The sequence below is a fragment of the Pseudomonas sp. S150 genome (genome assembly GCF_004526365.1).
GTDB lineage: Bacteria > Pseudomonadota > Gammaproteobacteria > Pseudomonadales > Pseudomonadaceae > Aquipseudomonas > Aquipseudomonas putida_A.
Map to the genome: position 1 here is coordinate 1,819,179 of NZ_CP038207.1, position 19,069 is coordinate 1,838,247.

Annotated in this window: 15 protein-coding genes and 1 pseudogene; all 16 read left to right on the plus strand. The window is 60.2% G+C overall.

The features are described from left to right. Positions 1–93 precede the first annotated feature (93 nt). The 16 genes and pseudogenes from pyrH to tilS all read left to right on the plus strand — a co-directional run bounded on the left by pyrH (position 94) and on the right by tilS (position 18,860). Positions 94–837, plus strand: a complete 744-nt coding sequence (gene pyrH, locus E3Z29_RS08265) for a UMP kinase (RefSeq protein WP_003222124.1) — start codon at positions 94–96, stop codon at positions 835–837. Next, positions 834–1,391 carry a ribosome recycling factor gene (frr, locus tag E3Z29_RS08270; protein WP_047291868.1) on the plus strand — a complete coding sequence of 186 codons (558 nt, stop codon included), beginning with the start codon at positions 834–836 and terminating at the stop codon, positions 1,389–1,391. Before pyrH ends, frr begins: the two co-directional genes overlap by 4 nt. Before the next feature lie 14 nt (positions 1,392–1,405). Further along, positions 1,406–2,161, plus strand: coding sequence for a polyprenyl diphosphate synthase (gene uppS / locus E3Z29_RS08275; protein WP_003222128.1), 756 nt, complete (start codon positions 1,406–1,408; stop codon positions 2,159–2,161). Continuing rightward, a complete protein-coding gene (locus E3Z29_RS08280) occupies positions 2,161–2,967 on the plus strand; it encodes a phosphatidate cytidylyltransferase (protein WP_134785544.1) in 807 nt (268 codons plus the stop codon). The genes uppS and E3Z29_RS08280 overlap by 1 nt, the downstream gene beginning before the upstream one ends. Further along, the gene (gene ispC / locus E3Z29_RS08285) at positions 2,964–4,154 is read left to right on the plus strand and encodes a 1-deoxy-D-xylulose-5-phosphate reductoisomerase (RefSeq protein WP_098967464.1); all 1,191 of its coding nucleotides are present in this window, start codon (positions 2,964–2,966) and stop codon (positions 4,152–4,154) included. The genes E3Z29_RS08280 and ispC overlap by 4 nt, the downstream gene beginning before the upstream one ends. Positions 4,155–4,208: 54 nt before the next feature. After that, positions 4,209–5,561 (plus strand): sigma E protease regulator RseP, encoded by a 1,353-nt coding sequence (gene rseP, locus E3Z29_RS08290; protein ID WP_047601293.1) that lies wholly within the window; start codon positions 4,209–4,211, stop codon positions 5,559–5,561. 74 nt (positions 5,562–5,635) lie between these two features. Then, complete coding sequence (gene bamA / locus E3Z29_RS08295) at positions 5,636–8,011, plus strand: outer membrane protein assembly factor BamA (protein ID WP_098967465.1); 2,376 nt, start codon at positions 5,636–5,638, stop codon at positions 8,009–8,011. 45 nt (positions 8,012–8,056) lie between these two features. After that, the gene (locus tag E3Z29_RS08300; protein ID WP_003222140.1) at positions 8,057–8,560 is read left to right on the plus strand and encodes an OmpH family outer membrane protein; all 504 of its coding nucleotides are present in this window, start codon (positions 8,057–8,059) and stop codon (positions 8,558–8,560) included. A gap of 3 nt (positions 8,561–8,563) precedes the next feature. Continuing rightward, a complete protein-coding gene (gene lpxD / locus E3Z29_RS08305) occupies positions 8,564–9,619 on the plus strand; it encodes a UDP-3-O-(3-hydroxymyristoyl)glucosamine N-acyltransferase (RefSeq protein WP_096795835.1) in 1,056 nt (351 codons plus the stop codon). A 106-nt stretch (positions 9,620–9,725) separates the two neighbouring features. Beyond that, the gene (gene fabZ, locus E3Z29_RS08310) at positions 9,726–10,166 is read left to right on the plus strand and encodes a 3-hydroxyacyl-ACP dehydratase FabZ (protein ID WP_003222142.1); all 441 of its coding nucleotides are present in this window, start codon (positions 9,726–9,728) and stop codon (positions 10,164–10,166) included. Then, on the plus strand, positions 10,163–10,939 hold the full coding sequence (gene lpxA, locus E3Z29_RS08315) for an acyl-ACP--UDP-N-acetylglucosamine O-acyltransferase (protein ID WP_007964278.1): 777 nt from the start codon (positions 10,163–10,165) through the stop codon (positions 10,937–10,939). Before fabZ ends, lpxA begins: the two co-directional genes overlap by 4 nt. Before the next feature lie 2 nt (positions 10,940–10,941). Then, on the plus strand, positions 10,942–12,072 hold the full coding sequence (lpxB, locus tag E3Z29_RS08320) for a lipid-A-disaccharide synthase (protein WP_134785545.1): 1,131 nt from the start codon (positions 10,942–10,944) through the stop codon (positions 12,070–12,072). A gap of 8 nt (positions 12,073–12,080) precedes the next feature. Continuing rightward, complete coding sequence (rnhB, locus tag E3Z29_RS08325; protein WP_027611036.1) at positions 12,081–12,707, plus strand: ribonuclease HII; 627 nt, start codon at positions 12,081–12,083, stop codon at positions 12,705–12,707. 76 nt (positions 12,708–12,783) lie between these two features. Next, positions 12,784–16,311: pseudogene (dnaE, locus tag E3Z29_RS08330) on the plus strand (DNA polymerase III subunit alpha). A gap of 139 nt (positions 16,312–16,450) precedes the next feature. Beyond that, entirely contained in the window at positions 16,451–17,398 is a 948-nt protein-coding gene (locus tag E3Z29_RS08335; RefSeq protein ID WP_064586192.1) for an acetyl-CoA carboxylase carboxyltransferase subunit alpha, read from the plus strand. Positions 17,399–17,531: 133 nt separating this feature from the next. After that, positions 17,532–18,860 (plus strand): tRNA lysidine(34) synthetase TilS, encoded by a 1,329-nt coding sequence (gene tilS / locus E3Z29_RS08345; RefSeq protein WP_134785546.1) that lies wholly within the window; start codon positions 17,532–17,534, stop codon positions 18,858–18,860. Positions 18,861–19,069: the final 209 nt, after the last annotated feature.

Below are 19,069 nucleotides of genomic sequence, written 5' to 3' on the forward strand. Positions count from 1 at the left end.
CGATGGCGCTGAAGCAGCGCCAAGCTAGAGTGAACGGCAGCTGTAAAACAGCTTGCACAGAATTTTTTAAATACGCCGCAGGAGAGATTCGCAATGGCTCAGCAGGGCAGTGGTTATCAGGCTCGCTATAAACGCATTCTACTCAAGCTTAGCGGCGAGGCCCTGATGGGCTCGGAAGAGTTCGGGATCGATCCAAAAGTGCTGGATCGGATGGCGCTGGAAGTCGGCCAACTGGTCGGTATCGGCGTACAGGTCGGTCTGGTGATCGGCGGTGGCAACCTGTTCCGTGGCGAGGCCTTGAGCAAGGCTGGCATGGATCGGGTGACAGGCGACCACATGGGCATGCTGGCCACTGTGATGAACGCCCTGGCCATGCGCGATGCGCTGGAACGTGCCAATATCTCAGCCATCGTGATGTCGGCCATTTCCATGGTTGGCGTGACCGATCACTATGATCGCCGCAAAGCCATGCGCCACCTGAACTCCAAGGACGTGGTGATCTTCGCCGCCGGTACCGGTAATCCGTTCTTTACCACGGATTCGGCAGCCTGCCTGCGTGCCATCGAAATCGATGCCGACGTCGTGCTGAAAGCGACCAAGGTTGATGGCGTTTACACCGCAGACCCGTTCAAAGACCCGCATGCCGAGAAGTTCGATCATCTGACTTATGATGAAGTGCTGGATCGCAAGCTGGGTGTAATGGATCTGACTGCTATCTGCCTGTGCCGCGATCACAAGATGCCGCTGCGCGTATTCAACATGAACAAGCCCGGCGCCCTGCTGAACATTGTGCACGGCGGCGCTGAAGGGACTTTGATCGAGGAAGGCCAACAATGATCAACGAAATCAAGAAAGACGCCCAAGCGCGTATGCAGAAATCCCTGGAATCTCTGAACCACGCGTTCGGCCAGATTCGTACCGGCAAGGCTCACCCGAGCATCCTCGGCAGCGTCATGGTGCCTTACTACGGCACTGACACCCCGCTGAGCAGCGTGGCCAACGTCACCGTGAAAGATTCGCGTACCCTGCAAGTCGTGGCCTTCGAGCGCAACATGCTCGCTGCCGTCGACAAGGCGATCCAGAGCGCCGGTCTGAACCTCAATCCGACCAACCTGGGTGAGTTGCTTTTGATCCCGATGCCTGCCCTCACCGAGGAAACGCGCAAGGGCTTCACCAAGCAGGCTCGTAGCGCAGCGGAAGATGCGCGCGTTGCCGTGCGCAACATTCGTCGTGACGCATTGGGTGAGCTTAAAAAGCTGGTCAAGGACAAGGAAATCAGTGAAGACGAAGAGCGTCGTGCCATCGCTGATATCGATAAGCTGACCAAGGAATCCGAGGCCCAGATCACCAAGGCCACGGACGAGAAAGAAAAAGACCTGATGGCCGTATAAGGGTCGAGCTTTTAATGGACAAGACCAAGCAGTCTGCGCCGTCCGCGGTGCCGCGCCATGTCGCGATCATCATGGATGGCAATAATCGCTGGGCGAAAAAACGCTTTATGCCGGGTGTCGCCGGGCATAAGGCCGGCGTGGATGCTGTGCGGGCAGTGATCGAGGTGTGCGCTGAGGCCAAGGTCGAAGTGCTCACCCTGTTCGCCTTCTCCAGTGAAAACTGGCAGCGCCCGGCCGATGAAGTCAGCGCCTTGATGGATCTGTTCTTCAAGGCGCTGCGTCGTGAGGCCAAGCGTCTGAACGACAACAACATCAGCTTGCGCATCATTGGCGATCGCTCGCGTTTCCATCCTGAGCTTCAGGCAGCGATGCGCGAAGCGGAAGCCATGACCGCCGGTGCCAACCGCTTCATCCTGCAGATCGCCGCCAACTACGGCGGTCAGTGGGATATTGCCCAGGCGGCGCAGCGTCTGGCGCGTGAAGTTCAGGCCGGGCATCTGCGTCCGGAAGACATCACACCGGATCTGCTGCAAACCTGTCTGGCCACCGGCGACCTGCCGTTGCCGGACCTGTGCATCCGCACCGGTGGCGAGCATCGCATCAGCAACTTCCTGCTGTGGCAACTGGCGTATGCCGAGTTGTACTTCTCCGACCTGTTCTGGCCGGACTTCAAACACGAAGCCATGCGCACCGCGCTGGCCGATTTCGCTTCGCGCCAGCGTCGCTTCGGTAAAACGAGCGAACAGGTCGAAGCTGGAGCCCGGGTTTAATGCTTAAACAACGAATCATCACTGCGCTGATCCTGCTGCCGATCGCTTTGTGCGGGTTTTTCCTGCTCGAAGGCTCCGGTTTTGCGCTGTTCATCGGTCTGGTCGTGAGCCTGGGCGCCTGGGAATGGGCACGCCTGGCGGGCTTTACCGCGCAGTCGTTCCGTGTCGGCTTTGCCGCTGTCGTCGCGCTGATGCTGTTCGTCATGTACGTCCTGCCGGGCCTCGCCCCTTGGGTGTTGGGCGCTTCGGTGTTGTGGTGGGCGGTGGCGACGTACCTGGTCCTGACGTACCCGCGTTCGAGCGAGCACTGGTCCACGGCGGCCACCAAACTGGTGATCGGCTTGCTGATCCTGTTGCCGGCCTGGCAAGGGCTGGTGCAGATCAAACAGTACCCGCTGGGTAACTGGCTGATCATGGCGGTGATGGTGCTGGTCTGGGGGGCCGACATCGGTGCCTATTTCTCCGGCCGTGCTTTCGGCAAGCGCAAGCTGGCGCCGCAAGTCAGCCCGGGTAAGAGCTGGGAAGGCGTTTATGGTGGTCTGGCGCTGAGTCTGGTGATCACCGCGATCGTCGGCCTGGTGCGTGACTGGGCCGTGGCCGAACTGCTCAAGGGCCTGATCGGCGCTGCATTGATCGTATTCATTTCTGTGGTGGGCGACCTCACCGAAAGCATGTTCAAGCGCCAGTCCGGCATCAAGGACAGCAGCAACCTGCTGCCCGGTCATGGCGGTGTGCTTGATCGCATCGACAGCCTGACCGCTGCGATCCCGATTTTTGCCGTACTGCTGTGGATGGCTGCACCGTGAGCCGCCCGCAACAGATTACTGTTCTGGGGGCGACCGGTTCGATTGGCCTGAGCACCCTGGACGTCATCGCTCGGCATCCCGAGCGTTATCAGGTTTTCGCCCTGAGCGGCTTTACCCGCCTGAGCGAGTTGCTGGCCTTGTGCGTTCGGCATGTGCCGCAGTTTGCGGTGGTGCCTGAAGTGGCGGCGGCGCGTGGCTTGCAGGACGACCTGCGGGCTGCTGGCCTGTCCACTCGCGTATTGGTCGGGGAGGAGGGGCTGTGCCAGGTCGCCTCCGCCCCTGAAGTTGATGCTGTGATGGCCGCCATCGTCGGTGCCGCGGGCCTGCGCCCGACCCTGGCAGCAGTAGAGGCCGGGAAGAAAATCCTTCTGGCCAACAAAGAAGCGCTGGTGATGTCCGGCGCGCTGTTCATGCAGGCCGTGCACAAGAGCGGTTCGGTGTTGCTGCCGATCGACAGCGAGCACAACGCGATCTTCCAGTGCATGCCGCAGGATTTTGCCCGCGGGCTGGGTGCGGTCGGCGTGCGGCGGATTTTGCTGACGGCTTCGGGCGGTCCTTTCCGTCAGACGCCGATGAGCGAGCTGGCGCATGTTTCGCCTGATCAGGCGTGTGCGCACCCGAACTGGTCGATGGGTCGCAAGATTTCGGTGGACTCGGCCAGCATGATGAACAAGGGCCTGGAGTTGATCGAGGCCTGCTGGCTGTTCGATGCCAAGCCGTCGCAGGTCGAGGTGGTGATCCATCCGCAGAGTGTGATTCACTCGCTGGTCGACTATGTGGATGGCTCGGTATTGGCGCAGTTGGGCAACCCTGACATGCGCACGCCGATTGCCAACGCATTGGCCTGGCCTGAGCGGATCGACTCGGGTGTGGCACCGCTGGATCTGTTTGCCGTTGCGCGCCTGGATTTCGAGGCGCCGGACGAACAGCGCTTTCCTTGCCTGCGCCTGGCGCGGCAGGCGGCGGAGGCCGGCAACAGTGCGCCGGCCATGCTCAATGCGGCCAACGAAGTGGCAGTCGCGGCGTTTCTCGACGGACGCGTTGGTTATCTGGAAATCGCGAGTATCATCGAGGACGTGCTGAACCTCGAGCCAGTGGTTGCGCTTGAGGATCTGGACGCGGTGTTTACCGCGGACGCGAAAGCGCGGATTCTGGCCGAACAGTGGCTGAATCGTCACGGCCGATAGCCGTTGCAGAACCATGGCGTCACGCGGCACTGAACAGGATTGCGGAGAAAGTAGATGAGCGCGCTCTATATGATTGCCGGCACCCTGATCGCTTTGGGTGTGCTGGTCACCTTTCACGAATTCGGCCACTTCTGGGTCGCGCGTCGCTGTGGCGTCAAGGTTCTGCGTTTTTCCGTTGGCTTCGGCATGCCGTTGTTGCGCTGGCACGACAAGCAGGGCACCGAATTTGTCGTCGCCGCGATTCCGCTGGGTGGCTACGTCAAAATGCTCGATGAGCGTGAGGGCGAAGTACCGGCCGATCAGCTTCATCAATCCTTCAATCGCAAATCGGTTCGCCAGCGCATCGCCATTGTCGCGGCGGGACCGATCGCCAACTTCCTGCTGGCCCTGGTGTTTTTCTGGGTGCTGGCGATGCTCGGCAGTGAGCAGATCCGTCCGGTCATCGGTGCCGTCGAGTCCGGCAGCATCGCGGCCAAGGCTGGTTTGAATGCCGGTCAGGAGATCGTTGCCATCGATGGCGAGCCGACTTCCGGCTGGGCGGCCGTCAATTTGCAGTTGGTCCGTCGTCTTGGGGAAAGCGGTTCCCTGCAATTGCTCGTGCGCGAGCAGGGCTCTACCGCTGACACGCCGCGCGAACTGGCGCTAGATCACTGGCTCAAAGGCGCCGATGAACCCGATCCGATTCGCTCGCTGGGTATTCGCCCATGGCGCCCGGCGTTGCCGCCGGTGCTGGCCGAGCTCGATCCAAAAGGTCCGGCGCAGGCCGCCGGTCTGAAAACCGGCGACCGCCTGTTGTCGCTCGATGGCCAGGCGCTGGGTGACTGGCAGCAAGTGGTCGATACCGTTCGTACGCGTCCTGATACCAAAATCTTGCTGCGCGTCGAGCGCGACGGTGCTCAAATCGACGTCCCGGTGACCTTGGCTGCGCGTGGCGAAAGCAAGGCACCGAGCGGTTATCTGGGTGCTGGCGTGAAAGCAGTGGACTGGCCGCCGGAAATGATCCGCGAGGTCAGTTATGGTCCGTTGGCCGCAATTGGCGAGGGTGCCCGGCGTACCTGGACCATGAGCATCCTGACGCTGGACTCACTGAAGAAAATGCTGTTTGGCGAGCTCTCGGTAAAAAACTTGAGTGGGCCGATAACCATTGCTAAAGTGGCGGGCGCTTCTGCCCAGTCGGGCGTTGCTGATTTCCTGAATTTCCTTGCTTATCTGAGTATTAGCCTGGGGGTTCTGAATTTGCTGCCCATTCCTGTACTGGATGGGGGGCATTTGTTGTTTTATCTGATTGAGTGGGTGCGTGGTCGCCCCTTGTCGGATCGGGTGCAAGGTTGGGGGGTGCAGATCGGTATCAGTTTGGTGGTCGGAGTGATGTTGCTTGCTCTGGTCAATGATCTGGGTCGACTGTAAAGCTTCGCTGAATTGCGAATCTGCCGCATTTTGCGGCAGTTTGTTTATTGCCAGTTGGAATAAGAAAGGACTTCATGAAACGTCTGCTGCTAACTGCGGTTCTCACCGTATTGATGATCGCCGAAGTTCACGCCGAGTCCTTCACTATCTCTGATATTCGCGTCAATGGCCTCCAGCGGGTCTCCGCGGGTAGCGTCTTTGGTGCCTTGCCGTTGAACGTCGGCGAGCAGGCGGATGATCGTCGCCTGGTGGAATCCACTCGTGCGTTGTTCAAAACCGGTTTCTTTCAAGATATCCAGCTGGGCCGCGAAGGCAACGTTCTGGTGATCACGGTCGTCGAACGTCCGTCGGTCGCGAGTATCGAGATCGAAGGCAACAAGGCGATCTCCACCGAAGACCTGATGAAAGGCCTCAAGCAGTCCGGTCTGTCCGAAGGTGAAATCTTCCAGCGCGCCACCCTCGAAGGTGTCCGTAACGAGCTGCAGCGTCAGTACGTTGCCCAGGGCCGTTACTCGGCGACCGTCGATACCGAAGTGGTTTCGCAGCCGCGTAACCGTGTGGCGCTGAAAGTGAAGATCAACGAAGGCACCGTGGCTGCCATCCAGCACATCAACGTGGTGGGTAACACGGTCTTCCCTGATGACGATCTGATCGACCTGTTCGAGCTGAAAACCACCAACTGGCTGTCGTTCTTCAAGAACGACGACAAGTACGCCCGTGAAAAACTCTCCGGTGATCTGGAGCGCCTGCGTTCCTACTACCTGGACCGTGGCTACATCAACATGGATATCGCTTCGACCCAGGTGTCCATCACCCCGGACAAGAAGCACGTCTACATCACCGTCAACATCACCGAAGGCGAGAAGTACACCGTTCGTGACGTCAAGCTCAGCGGTGACCTGAAAGTGCCTGAAGACCAGGTCAAGTCGCTGTTGCTGGTGCAAAAAGGCCAGGTTTTCTCGCGCAAGCTGATGACCACCACTTCCGAACTGATCACTCGCCGTCTGGGTAACGAGGGTTACACCTTCGCCAACGTCAACGGCGTACCTCAGCCGCATGACGACGATCACACTGTGGACATCCTGTTCGCCGTCGATCCGGGCAAGCGTGCCTACGTCAATCGCATCAACTTCCGCGGCAACACCAAGTCCGAGGACGAAGTGCTGCGTCGTGAAATGCGTCAGATGGAAGGTGGCTGGGCTTCGACCTACCTGATCGACCAGTCCAAGACCCGTCTTGAGCGTCTGGGCTTCTTCAAGGAAGTGAACGTCGAGACGCCGGCCGTTCCGGGTGTCGACGACCAGGTTGACGTGAACTACGCCGTTGAAGAGCAAGCTTCCGGTTCGATCACCGCCAGCGTCGGTTTCGCCCAGAGCGCCGGTCTGATCCTCGGTGGTTCGATCACCCAGAACAACTTCCTGGGTACCGGTAACCGTGTGAGCGTGGGCCTGACCCGCAGTGAATACCAGAGCCGTTACAACTTCGGCTACGTTGACCCCTACTGGACCGCCGATGGCGTGAGTCTGGGTTACAACGCGTTCTATCGCACCACCGACTACAAAGATCTCAACATCGACGTAGCCAGCTATGCGGTAGACAGCCTGGGTGCCGGCGTCAACGTTGGCTATCCGATCAGCGAGACTTCGCGTCTGACCTTCGGTCTGTCCGCACAGCAGGACAAGATCAAGACCGGTCAGTACACCGTTGACGAGATCTTCGACTTCGTTAACAAGGAAGGCGATCAGTACCTGAACTTCAAGGCGTCTGCCGGCTGGTCCGAATCGACCCTGAACAAGGGCGTACTGCCGACCCGTGGTCGTTCGCAGAGCCTGACGCTGGAAACCACGATTCCGGGCAGCGACCTGTCGTTCTACAAACTCGACTACCGTGGTCAGTTGTTCCAGCCGATCACCGAAAACTACACCCTGCGTCTGCACACCGAGCTGGGTTATGGCGACGGTTATGGTTCGACCGACGGCTTGCCGTTCTATGAAAACTACTATGCTGGTGGTTTCAACTCGGTACGTGGCTTCAAGGACAGTACTCTGGGGCCGCGCAGTACTCCGAGTCGTGGTACCAACCCGGGTACTTCGGTTGACCCGGATCAGGATCCGCTGCCGTTCGGTGGTAACGTCCTGATCCAGGGCGGTGCCGAGGTTCTGTTCCCGCTGCCGTTCGTCAAGGATCAACGCTCCTTGCGTACCTCGGTATTCTGGGACGTGGGTAACGTTTTCGATTCGCAGTGCAAGGACACCACCAACGCAAATGGCTCGACGTCCAACACCAAGTGTAACGACATCAGCCTGAGCAACATGGCCAGTTCCGTTGGTGTGGGTGTGACCTGGGTCACCGCACTGGGTCCTCTGAGTTTTGCTCTGGCGATGCCGGTCAAAAAACCGGATAACGCTGAAACTCAAGTGTTCCAATTCTCCCTCGGCCAGACGTTCTAAGCGTCTGACCCAAGATAACGACAATGGATTTTGTAGGAGTGCATCGTGCGTAAGTTGACTCAATTGGTTCTCCTGGCCTCCGTACTGGTGGCAGGCCCGGCGTTCGCCGACATGAAAATCGCCGTTCTGAACTATCAGATGGCATTGCTGGAATCCGACGCGGCCAAGAAATACGCCGTGGATGCCGAGAAGAAGTTCGGTCCGCAACTGACCAAACTCAAGACGCTGGAAAGCAGCGCCAAGGGCATTCAGGACCGTCTGATGGCCGGTGGCGACAAGATGCAGCAGGGCGAGCGTGAGCGTCTGGAGCTGGAATTCAAGCAAAAGGCCCGTGACTTCCAGTTCCAGTCCAAGGAGCTGAACGAAGCCAAGGCAGTTGCCGACCGCGAAATGCTCAAGCAACTGAAGCCGAAACTGGATAGCGCAGTGGAAGAAGTCATCAAAAAAGGTGGCTTTGACCTGGTGTTCGAGCGTGGCGCAGTGATCGATGTCAAACCTCAGTACGACATCACGCGCCAGGTTATCGAGCGCATGAATCAGCTGAAGTAACCCATGACCGTGACTATCAAGCTCGGCCAGTTGGCCGAGTTCCTCGGCGCCACCCTGCGTGGCGACCCCGAGACGCAAATTACTGGGCTAGCCACCTTGCAGGAGGCTGGCCCAGCTCAGTTGAGCTTTCTGGCAAATCCTCAATATCGCAAATACCTGGCAAGTTCCCAGGCGGCTGCGCTGTTGCTCAAGGAAGCCGATGCCGAAGGTTTTGCCGGTAACGCGCTGGTGGTGCCGGATCCTTATCTGGCTTACGCCCGTATCTCCCATCTGTTCGATCCCAAACCGAAAGCCACTGCGGGTGTTCATCCCACGGCGGTGATTGCACCGGATGCGGTGGTTGATCCAAGCGCCAGCATCGGTCCGTTTGTGGTGATTGAGGCCGGTGCGCGCATCGGTGCGCAGGTCACCCTGGGCGCCCATTGCGTCATCGGTGCCCGCAGTGAAATCGGCGAGGGCGGCTGGCTCGCTCCGAGGGTGACGCTGTACCACGACGTGCGCATCGGCAAGCGTGTAGTGATCCAGTCCGGTGCCGTTCTCGGTGGTGAAGGCTTCGGTTTTGCCAACGAGAAAGGTATCTGGCAAAAGATCGCCCAGATCGGCGGCGTGACCATCGGCGACGATGTCGAGATCGGCGTGAACACTGCAATCGACCGTGGCGCGCTGGCGGATACCGTGATCGGCAACGGCGTGAAACTCGACAACCAGATCCAGATCGCGCACAACGTCCAGGTCGGTGATCACACCGCCATGGCGGCCTGTGTCGGTATCTCCGGCAGCACCAAAATCGGCAAGCACTGCATGCTCGCCGGTGGTGTCGGCCTGGTGGGGCACATCGATATTTGCGACAACGTTTTCCTGACCGGGATGACCATGGTGACCCACTCGATTACCGAGCCAGGCGCCTATTCTTCCGGCACAGCCATGCAACCGGCGGCCGAATGGCGCAAAAGCGCGGCCCGCATCCGTCAGCTCGATGACCTCGCGCGACGTTTGAAGCAGCTGGAAAAGCGCGTCGGGGAAGTGACCCCCGGCAGCAATGCTTCATCTGATGGCTGATACCATTTCCATATCAAGTGTGCACAGCCTCTAGACTGCCTCCTTGATTTGCTAGAGGAGTGCGCGTCAGTCGCGCTCCCAATCTTTACATAGGCTTCCCCCCGAAATGATGGACATCAACGAGATTCGCGAATACCTGCCTCACCGTTACCCGTTCCTGCTGGTGGACCGGGTGGTGGAACTGGACACTGAAGGCAAGCGCATTCGCGCCTACAAGAATGTCAGCATCAATGAGCCATTCTTCAACGGCCACTTCCCGGCGCACCCGATCATGCCGGGCGTACTGATCATCGAAGCGATGGCCCAGGCTGCCGGGATCCTCGGTTTCAAAATGCTCGACGTGAAACCGGCCGATGGCACCCTTTACTACTTCGTCGGTTCCGACAAGCTGCGTTTCCGTCAGCCGGTGCTGCCGGGTGACCAGTTGATCCTGGAAGCCAAGTTCATCAGCTGCAAGCGCCAGATCTGGAAATTCGAATGCCAGGCTTCGGTCGACGGCAAGCCAGTCTGCTCGGCTGAAATCATCTGTGCGGAACGCAAGCTATGAGTTTGATTGACCCTCGCGCAATCATCGATCCGTCGGCCGTTCTGGCTGACGGCGTCGAGGTCGGCCCGTGGTCGATCGTCGGCGCAGGTGTGGAAATCGGCGAGGGTACCGTGATCGGGCCGCATGTGGTCCTCAAAGGCCCGACCCGCATCGGCAAGCACAACCGCATCTACCAGTTTTCCTCGGTAGGCGAAGACACGCCGGATCTGAAGTACAAAGGCGAAGAAACCCGTCTGGTGATCGGTGATCACAACGTCATTCGCGAAGGCGTGACGATTCACCGTGGCACCGTGCAGGACCGTTCGGAAACCACGCTGGGCGATCACAACCTGATCATGGCCTATGCCCACATCGGGCATGACAGCGTCATCGGCAACCACTGCATCCTGGTCAACAACACCGCGTTGGCCGGGCATGTCCATGTTGACGATTGGGCGATCCTTTCCGGTTTCACCCTGGTGCATCAGTACTGCCACATCGGCGCCCACAGTTTTTCCGGCATGGGCACTGCCATCGGCAAGGACGTTCCGGCGTTCGTCACCGTGTTCGGCAACCCGGCCGAAGCGCGCAGCATGAACTTCGAAGGCATGCGCCGTCGTGGTTTCAGCGAAGATGCGATTCACGCGCTGCGCCGCGCTTATAAGACCGTGTATCGCCAGGGCCTGACCGTGGAGCAAGCGTTGGCCGAATTGGCCGAACCTGCTGCGCAGTTCCCGGAAGTTGCGCTGTTTCGTGACTCGATCCAGTCGTCGACTCGCGGCATCACCCGCTGATCATGGCCAGTCTGAGTATTGCGCTGGTGGCGGGCGAAGCTTCCGGTGACATTCTGGGCGCCGGCCTCATGCGCGCCCTCAAGGCGCAACACCCGGCAGTCGAGTTCATCGGTGTTGGTGGCCCGTTGATGCAGGCCGAGGGCCTGACGTCCTATTTCCCCATGGAACGTCTGTCGGTCATGGGGCTGGTGGAAGTCCTTGGGCGGCTGCGCGAGCTGCTCAAGCGCCGCAAGGACCTGATCGCCACGCTGATCGCCGAGAAACCGGATGTGTTCATCGGCATCGACGCTCCCGATTTCAACCTCAACATCGAACTCAAGCTGCGTCAGGCCGGGATCAAGACCGTGCATTACGTCAGCCCTTCGGTGTGGGCGTGGCGCCAGAAGCGTGTGCTGAAGATTCGCGAAGGCTGCGATCTGATGCTCACCCTGTTGCCGTTCGAAGCAAAATTTTACGAAGAGAAGGGCGTGCCAGTGCGGTTCGTCGGTCATACGCTGGCCGATACCATTCCGTTGCAGGCCGATCGCGCGGCAGCGCGTGCCGAACTCGGTTTGCCCGACGGGCCGCTGGTCGCGTTGATGCCCGGCAGTCGCGGTGGCGAAGTCGGCCGTCTCGGTGCGCTGTTCCTGGATACGGCCGAGCGTCTGCGGGCCATGCGCCCGGGGCTGCGTTTCGTCATCCCGTGCGCCAATGCCGAGCGTCGCGCTCAACTCGAAGAGTTGCTGGTTGGTCGCGACTTGCCGGTCACCCTGCTCGATGGCAAATCGCACCTGGCCCTGGCGGCGTGCAACGCGGTGCTGATCGCTTCGGGCACGGCGACGCTTGAGGCGTTGCTGTACAAGCGGCCAATGGTCGTTGCGTATCGCCTGGCGCCGCTGACCTTCTGGATTCTCAAGCGCATGGTCAAGAGCCCGTACGTGTCGCTGCCGAACCTGCTGGCCCAGCGTCTGTTGGTGCCGGAATTGTTGCAGGATGATGCGACAGTCGAGGCCCTGGCCCAGACGCTGTTGCCATTGATCGAAGGCGGCGAAGAGCAGACCCGAGGCTTCGACGAAATCCACCGCACCCTGCGGCTGGATGCTTCCAATCAGGCGGCGGATGCCGTCCTCAACCTGATCGGTCAGAAACAATGAGCAAGACGATGCAGATGGGCCTGGATTTCACCCTGGTCGCCGAAGTCGAAGAACTGGTGGCCGGTGTCGACGAAGTCGGTCGCGGCCCGTTGTGCGGCGCAGTGGTGACGGCGGCGGTGATCCTCGATCCGAACCGGCCGATCCTCGGCCTCAACGACTCGAAGAAACTCACTGAAGCCAAGCGCGAGAAACTCTACGACGAGATCATCGAGAAATCCCTGAGCTGGTGCATTGCTCGCGCCGAAGTCGAGGAAATCGACGAGCTGAACATTTTGCACGCGACCATGCTCGCCATGCAGCGCGCGGTGGCCGGGCTGCATATTCAGCCGAAACTGGCGATGATCGACGGCAACCGCTGCCCGAAACTGCCGATGCGCGCCGAAGCGGTGGTGCAGGGCGACGGCAAGGTGCCGGCCATCGCTGCCGCGTCGATTCTGGCCAAGGTCAGTCGCGACCGTGAAATGGCTGCATTCGAATTGATCTACCCGGGGTACGGCATCGGCGGCCATAAAGGCTATCCGACGCCCGTTCATCTGGAAGCGTTGGTGCGGCTTGGCCCGACACCGATTCACCGGCGCTCCTTCGCCCCGGTGCGTCAGGCTTACGAGGCGCTTGAAGGTCTGACGCAGGTTTAGGCGCAAGGCTGATGTTTTGTTCGAGGCCCGGTACAATCCGGGCCTTGTTGTCTCTATGTAACTGGACAGGATCACTATGCCGGCTTCATTCGTTCATCTACGCCTGCACACTGAATACTCCCTGGTCGACGGGCTGGTGCGGATCAAGCCACTGGTCAAGGCGCTGACCGGCATGAACATGCCGGCCGTGGCGGTCACCGATCAGAACAACATGTGTTCCCTGGTCAAATTCTATAAAAACGCCATGGGCGCCGGCATCAAGCCGATCTGCGGTGCCGACCTGTGGCTGTCGAACAAGGATCCGGACGGGCCATTGAGCCGGATCAGCCTGTTGGTGATGAACGCCAAGGGTTATCGCAATCTCACCGAGCTGATCTCGCGCGGCTTCATCGACGGCCAGCGCAACGGCATGATCATCATCGAGCGTGAATGGGTCGCCGAGGCCAACGAAGGCTTGATCATGCTGTCCGCCGCCAAAGAAGGCGAGATCGGCATGGCCATGATCAGTGGCAACCCGGACGAAGCCGAAACGCTGGCGCGCGAATGGATGGCGGTGTTCCCGGATCGTTTCTATCTGGAGATCCAGCGCACCAATCGTCCCAACGACGAAGAGCAACTGCACGGTGCCGTGGCCCTGGCCGACAAGCTCGGCGCGCCGCTGGTGGCGACCAACGATGTGCGTTTCATCAAGCAGGAAGACTTCGCCGCTCACGAAACCCGCGTGTGCATCGGTGAGGGCCGTGCCCTCGACGATCCGCGGCGTTCGAAGAATTAGAATTACAGCGACCAGCAATACCTCAAAAGCGCCGAGGAAATGGCCGAGCTGTTCAGCGACATTCCCGACGCGATCGAAAACACCGTCGAGATCGCCAAGCGCTGCAACATCGACGTGAAGCTGGGCAAGCACTTCCTGCCCGACTACCCGATTCCCGATGGCATGACCATCGACGAATATTTCCGCAAGGTGTCGTTCGACGGTCTGGAAGACCGCCTCAGCGTACTGCTGCCCAAGGACACTACCGAAGATTACGACGCCAAGCGTCAGGTCTATGTCGACCGGCTGAATTTCGAGCTGGATATCATCATCCAGATGGGCTTCCCCGGTTATTTCCTGATCGTGATGGACTTTATCCAGTGGGCCAAGAACAACGGTGTGCCGGTGGGCCCGGGCCGTGGGTCGGGTGCCGGCTCGCTGGTGGCCTATGTGCAGAAGATCACTGACCTCGATCCGCTGGAATACGACCTGCTGTTCGAACGGTTCCTCAACCCGGAACGGGTCTCGATGCCCGACTTCGACGTCGACTTCTGCATGGACGGTCGTGACCGGGTGATCGACTACGTGGCCGAGAAATACGGTCGCAACGCGGTAAGCCAGATCATCACCTTCGGTTCCATGGCCGCCAAGGCAGTGGTGCGCGACGTGGCGCGGGCCCAGGGCAAGTCATTCGGCCTGGCGGATCGTCTGTCGAAGATGATTCCGTTCGAAGTCGGCATGACCCTGGAAAAAGCCTACGAGCAGGAGGAGATCCTGCGCGACTTCATCAAGGTCGATGAGGAAGCGGCGGAAATCTGGGAGATGGCGCGCAAGCTCGAGGGTGTGGTGCGTAACGTCGGCAAGCACGCCGGTGGTGTGGTAATCGCCCCGACCAAGCTGACCGACTTCTCGCCGATCTATTGCGACGAGGCTGGCGATGGTCTGGTGACCCAATTCGACAAGGACGACGTCGAGGCGGCCGGTCTGGTGAAGTTCGACTTCCTCGGCCTGCGGACCCTGACGATCATCGACTGGGCGCTTAAAACCATCAACCGTGACCGCGCCAAGGTCAACGAGCCGCCGCTGGATATCGCGTTTATCCCGCTGGATGACAAACCGACTTATCAGCTGCTGCAAAAAGCTGAAACCACTGCGGTATTCCAGCTCGAATCCCGGGGCATGAAAGAGCTGATCAAAAAGCTCAAGCCTGACTGTCTCGAAGACTTGATCGCACTGGTGGCCCTGTTCCGTCCGGGCCCGCTGCAATCGGGCATGGTGGATGACTTCATCAACCGTAAGCACGGCCGCGCCGAATTGGCTTATCCGCATCCGGATTACCAGTATGAAGGCCTGCAGCCGGTACTGGCGCCGACTTACGGCATCATTCTGTATCAGGAACAGGTGATGCAGATCGCCCAGGTCATGGCCGGTTACACCCTCGGTGGTGCGGACATGCTGCGTCGGGCGATGGGTAAGAAAAAACCCGAGGAAATGGCCAAACAGCGCGGCGGCTTCATTGAGGGTTGTGCGTCGAACAATATCGACGCGGATCTTGCCGGTAACATTTTCGACCTGGTGGAAAAATTCGCCGGTTACGGCTTCAACAAGTCCCACTCCGCCGCTTACGGCCTGGTGTCGTACCAGACTGCCTGGCTGAAAGCCCACTACCCGGCGCCATTCATGGCGGCGGTGCTTTCGGCGGATATGCACAACACCGACAAGGTCGTGACCTTGATCGAGGAAGTGCGCACGATGAAGCTGCGCCTCGACGCGCCAGACGTGAACACTTCGGAGTTCAAGTTCACGGTGAACGACGAAGGCCGCATCGTGTACGGCCTGGGCGCGATCAAAGGTGTCGGTGAAGGTCCGGTGGAAGCGATTACCGAGGCTCGTCAGGCCGGTCCATTCAAGGATCTGTTCGACTTCTGCGCCAGGGTCGACCTCAAGCGCATCAACAAGCGCACGCTGGACGGTTTGATCCGCAGCGGCGCGCTGGATCGCCTCGGGCCGTACTTCCATGACGAGCAGAAGGCTTATCAGGCCAACATCGACCGCAACCGCGCGGTGCTGTTGGCGGCGATGGAGGAGGCGATCAAGTCGGCCGAACAGACCGCGCGCACCCGCGACAGCGGCCATGCCGACCTGTTCGGCGGGCTGTTTGTCGAGGAAGATGCGGACGTCTACGCGACGCACCGCAAGGCCAAGGAGCTGACCCTCAAGGAGCGGCTCAAGGGTGAGAAAGACACTCTGGGCCTGTACCTGACCGGTCACCCGATCGACGAGTACGAAGGCGAGATTCGCCGTTTCGCCCGGCAGCGCATCATCGACCTGAAACCGGCCCGCGACACGCAAACCGTGGCCGGGATGATCATTGCTCTGCGGGTGATGAAGAACAAGAAGGGCGACAAGATGGGCTTTATCACCCTCGACGACCGCTCGGGGCGGATCGAGGCGTCGCTGTTCGCCGATGCGTTCCACTCCGCGCAGTCGTTGTTGCAGACCGACGCGATGGTGGTGGTTGAAGGCGAGGTCAGCAACGACGACTTCTCCGGCGGCCTGCGCCTACGGGTCAAGCGAGTGATGAGCATGGAGGATGCACGGACCAATCTGGCCGAGAGCCTGCGCCTGAAGCTGCACACTCAGGACTTGAAAGGCGATCAGCTACGCTGGTTGGGTGAGCTGCTCAAGCGTCACCGCGGGGCGTGCCCGATCACCATGGAGTACACCAGTCCCGATGCGAAGACCTTGCTGCAGTTCGGCGAGACCTGGCGAATCGACCCGGCGGATGCGTTGATTCAAGCCCTGCGTGACCAGTTCGGGCGAGACAACGTCTTCCTCCAATACCGTTGACCGGCAAGTGCCATCATTGCGCTCGCCCACAACCTGAATTTTTAATCTCGACCTCAGCGCGCCTCTCCCTTAAGGTAGGGCGCGAATAGACAACCGGCCGGCCCAAGCTCATTTGGGACACGACCCAAGACGGACGCCTATGAACCCGAATTTTCTAGATTTCGAACAGCCGATCGCCGACCTGCAAGCCAAGATCGAAGAGTTGCGCTTGGTCGGTAATGACAATTCGCTGAATATCGGCGATGAGATCTCCCGCCTGCAGGACAAGAGCCGCACGCTGACCGAAGACATCTTCGGCAAGCTGACCAGCTGGCAGATCGCACGCCTGGCGCGTCACCCGAAACGCCCGTACACCCTCGACTACATCGAGCACATCTTCACCGAGTTCGACGAACTGCACGGTGACCGTCACTTCTCCGACGACGCGGCCATTGTGGGCGGCGTGGCACGTCTGGAAGACCAGCCGGTGATGATCATCGGCCACCAGAAGGGCCGTGAAGTGCGCGAAAAGGTACGCCGCAACTTCGGCATGCCGCGTCCGGAAGGCTACCGCAAGGCCTGCCGTCTGATGGAGATGGCCGAGCGCTTCAAGATGCCGATCCTGACCTTCATCGACACCCCGGGTGCTTACCCGGGCATTGACGCTGAAGAGCGTAACCAGAGCGAGGCTATCGCCTGGAACCTGCGCGTGATGTCGCGTCTGAAGACCCCGATCATCGCCACCGTAATCGGTGAGGGTGGTTCCGGTGGTGCACTGGCGATCGGTGTCTGCGATCAGCTGAACATGCTGCAATATTCGACCTACGCGGTGATCTCGCCGGAAGGTTGCGCTTCGATTCTGTGGAAAACCGCCGAAAAAGCGCCGGACGCCGCAGAGGCGATGGGCATCACTGCCGAGCGCCTGAAAGGCCTGGGTATCGTCGACAAGGTAATCGGCGAGCCACTGGGTGGCGCCCACCGTGATCCGGCCGCTGCTGCTGCGTCGATCCGTGCCGAGCTGAGCTCGCAACTGGCGATGCTGAAGAAGTTCGACAACGAAGCGCTGCTCAAGCGTCGTTACGATCGTCTGATGAGCTACGGTCTCTGACAGATCTCGCAATACCCAATGTGGGAGCGGGCTTGCTCGCGAAAGCGGTATAACATTCGACAGATGTGTTGATTGTTGAAACGCCTTCGCGAGCAAGCCCGCTCCCACATTTGATTTGGGCCAAGAGAAAGATATGGGTCAGTCCGTGAGTGATCTGCCTTCCCGGCTTCTGCGCAATCTTGCAGCTTGGCGCAATGCCAGGACCTGGCGCGTGGCTTTCTCCGGTGGTCTCGATTCCACCGTCCTGCTGCATCTGCTTGCGCATCTCGCTAAACACCATTCCCTGCCGGTGCTCAGCGCCATCCATATCCACCATGGCCTCCAGGCTGCGGCTGATGCGTGGCCGGCGCATTGTCAGTCGGTCTGCGATGCGCTGGGTGTGCCGTTGCACGTGATGCGGGTGACGGTGCAACCCGGCGCCAGCCTTGAAAGAGCGGCGCGGGAGGCGCGGTATGCGGCGTTCGCATCGCTGACCGAGGCTGGGGATTTGTTTCTGACAGGTCAGCACCGTGATGATCAGGCCGAAACCCTATTGTTTCGTTTAATGCGCGGTGCCGGCGTGCGCGGACTTTCAGCGATGCCGGCGCAGCGGCCGTTGGGGCAGGGCACGCTGCTGCGCCCATTGCTCGACGTGACGCGCTCCGAGCTTGAGGCTTACGCCCGCGCGCACCAGTTGCGCTGGGTCGACGACCCGTCTAACGAAGATCGGCAGTTCTCGCGCAACTATCTGCGCCGTCAGGTGCTGCCGTTGCTCACGGCGCGCTGGCCGCAGGCGCAGGCGAGCATGGCCCGCAGCGCGGCGCACCTGCGTGAGGCGCAAGGCCTGCTCGATGAGCTGGCGCAGCTCGATCTCGCGCAAGCCGCCACGCCGAGCGAGTTTTCATGGCTGGGCCTGCCGTCGCTGGAGCTGGCGCCGCTGACGAGTCTGTCCGCCGCTCGTCAGCGCAATGCACTCAGCCACTGGCTCGAACCGCTGACCCGGTTGCCCGACACTGACCATTGGTCGGGTTGGAACAACCTGTGCGGTGCTGCCAGCGATGCATCCCCGGTCTGGCGTCTGGCCGACGGTGAGCTGCATCGCAGCGCCGGCCGGGTATGGTGGTTGAGCGGAGGCTGGCTGCGCGCGCCAGCGGTCAGCGTCGAGTGGCCTGACCCGTCGACGCCGCTACGCTTGGCGAATAACGGGCGTGTCATGTTCAGCGGGCAGACTCCCGTCGGGCCGCTGCGCATTGGCTATCGGCAGGGCGGCGAGCTGATGCATCTGGCGGAGCGCGGCCGCCGCGATCTCAAGCGCCTGCTCAATGAGCGCGCGGTGCCGGGCTTCGTCCGTGGCAGATTGCCGCTGCTGTTTCGCGGCGCAGAATTGCTCGCCGTGGCGAACCTGCCGGGCCTTGACGGGCAGGGGCCGGACGGCTGGAAATTGCATTGGCAGCCAACAGACGAAGATCAAGGTTTGAGATGAAAGGGGCATTCCGGTAGACTACGCTCCCTTCTTGATACAACTTCTGTGGATTCGCCTGAATTGCAGGAGTTGCCGATTACCAAGCAGTCTTTGCTGGGCGATTCCAAAAAATGTGTAGCGAGCAACGTACCGGTGTTTCATCTGCCGGTCTGTCCCAACGCGGCGGTTTTTTTGAAAGGTGCACTGTGATTAATGCAGGTGATCGGGGG

Coding starts and splice junctions, on each gene's coding strand:
- lpxD (WP_096795835.1), top strand. CDS start 8,564: ATGACCGTGACTATCAAGCTCGGCCAGTTGGCCGAGTTCCTCGGCGCC.
- fabZ (WP_003222142.1), top strand. CDS start 9,726: ATGATGGACATCAACGAGATTCGCGAATACCTGCCTCACCGTTACCCG.
- lpxA (WP_007964278.1), top strand. CDS start 10,163: ATGAGTTTGATTGACCCTCGCGCAATCATCGATCCGTCGGCCGTTCTG.
- uppS (WP_003222128.1), top strand. CDS start 1,406: ATGGACAAGACCAAGCAGTCTGCGCCGTCCGCGGTGCCGCGCCATGTC.
- bamA (WP_098967465.1), top strand. CDS start 5,636: ATGAAACGTCTGCTGCTAACTGCGGTTCTCACCGTATTGATGATCGCC.
- pyrH (WP_003222124.1), top strand. CDS start 94: ATGGCTCAGCAGGGCAGTGGTTATCAGGCTCGCTATAAACGCATTCTA.
- rnhB (WP_027611036.1), top strand. CDS start 12,081: ATGCAGATGGGCCTGGATTTCACCCTGGTCGCCGAAGTCGAAGAACTG.
- lpxB (WP_134785545.1), top strand. CDS start 10,942: ATGGCCAGTCTGAGTATTGCGCTGGTGGCGGGCGAAGCTTCCGGTGAC.
- frr (WP_047291868.1), top strand. CDS start 834: ATGATCAACGAAATCAAGAAAGACGCCCAAGCGCGTATGCAGAAATCC.
- tilS (WP_134785546.1), top strand. CDS start 17,532: ATGGGTCAGTCCGTGAGTGATCTGCCTTCCCGGCTTCTGCGCAATCTT.
- E3Z29_RS08335 (WP_064586192.1), top strand. CDS start 16,451: ATGAACCCGAATTTTCTAGATTTCGAACAGCCGATCGCCGACCTGCAA.
- E3Z29_RS08280 (WP_134785544.1), top strand. CDS start 2,161: ATGCTTAAACAACGAATCATCACTGCGCTGATCCTGCTGCCGATCGCT.
- rseP (WP_047601293.1), top strand. CDS start 4,209: ATGAGCGCGCTCTATATGATTGCCGGCACCCTGATCGCTTTGGGTGTG.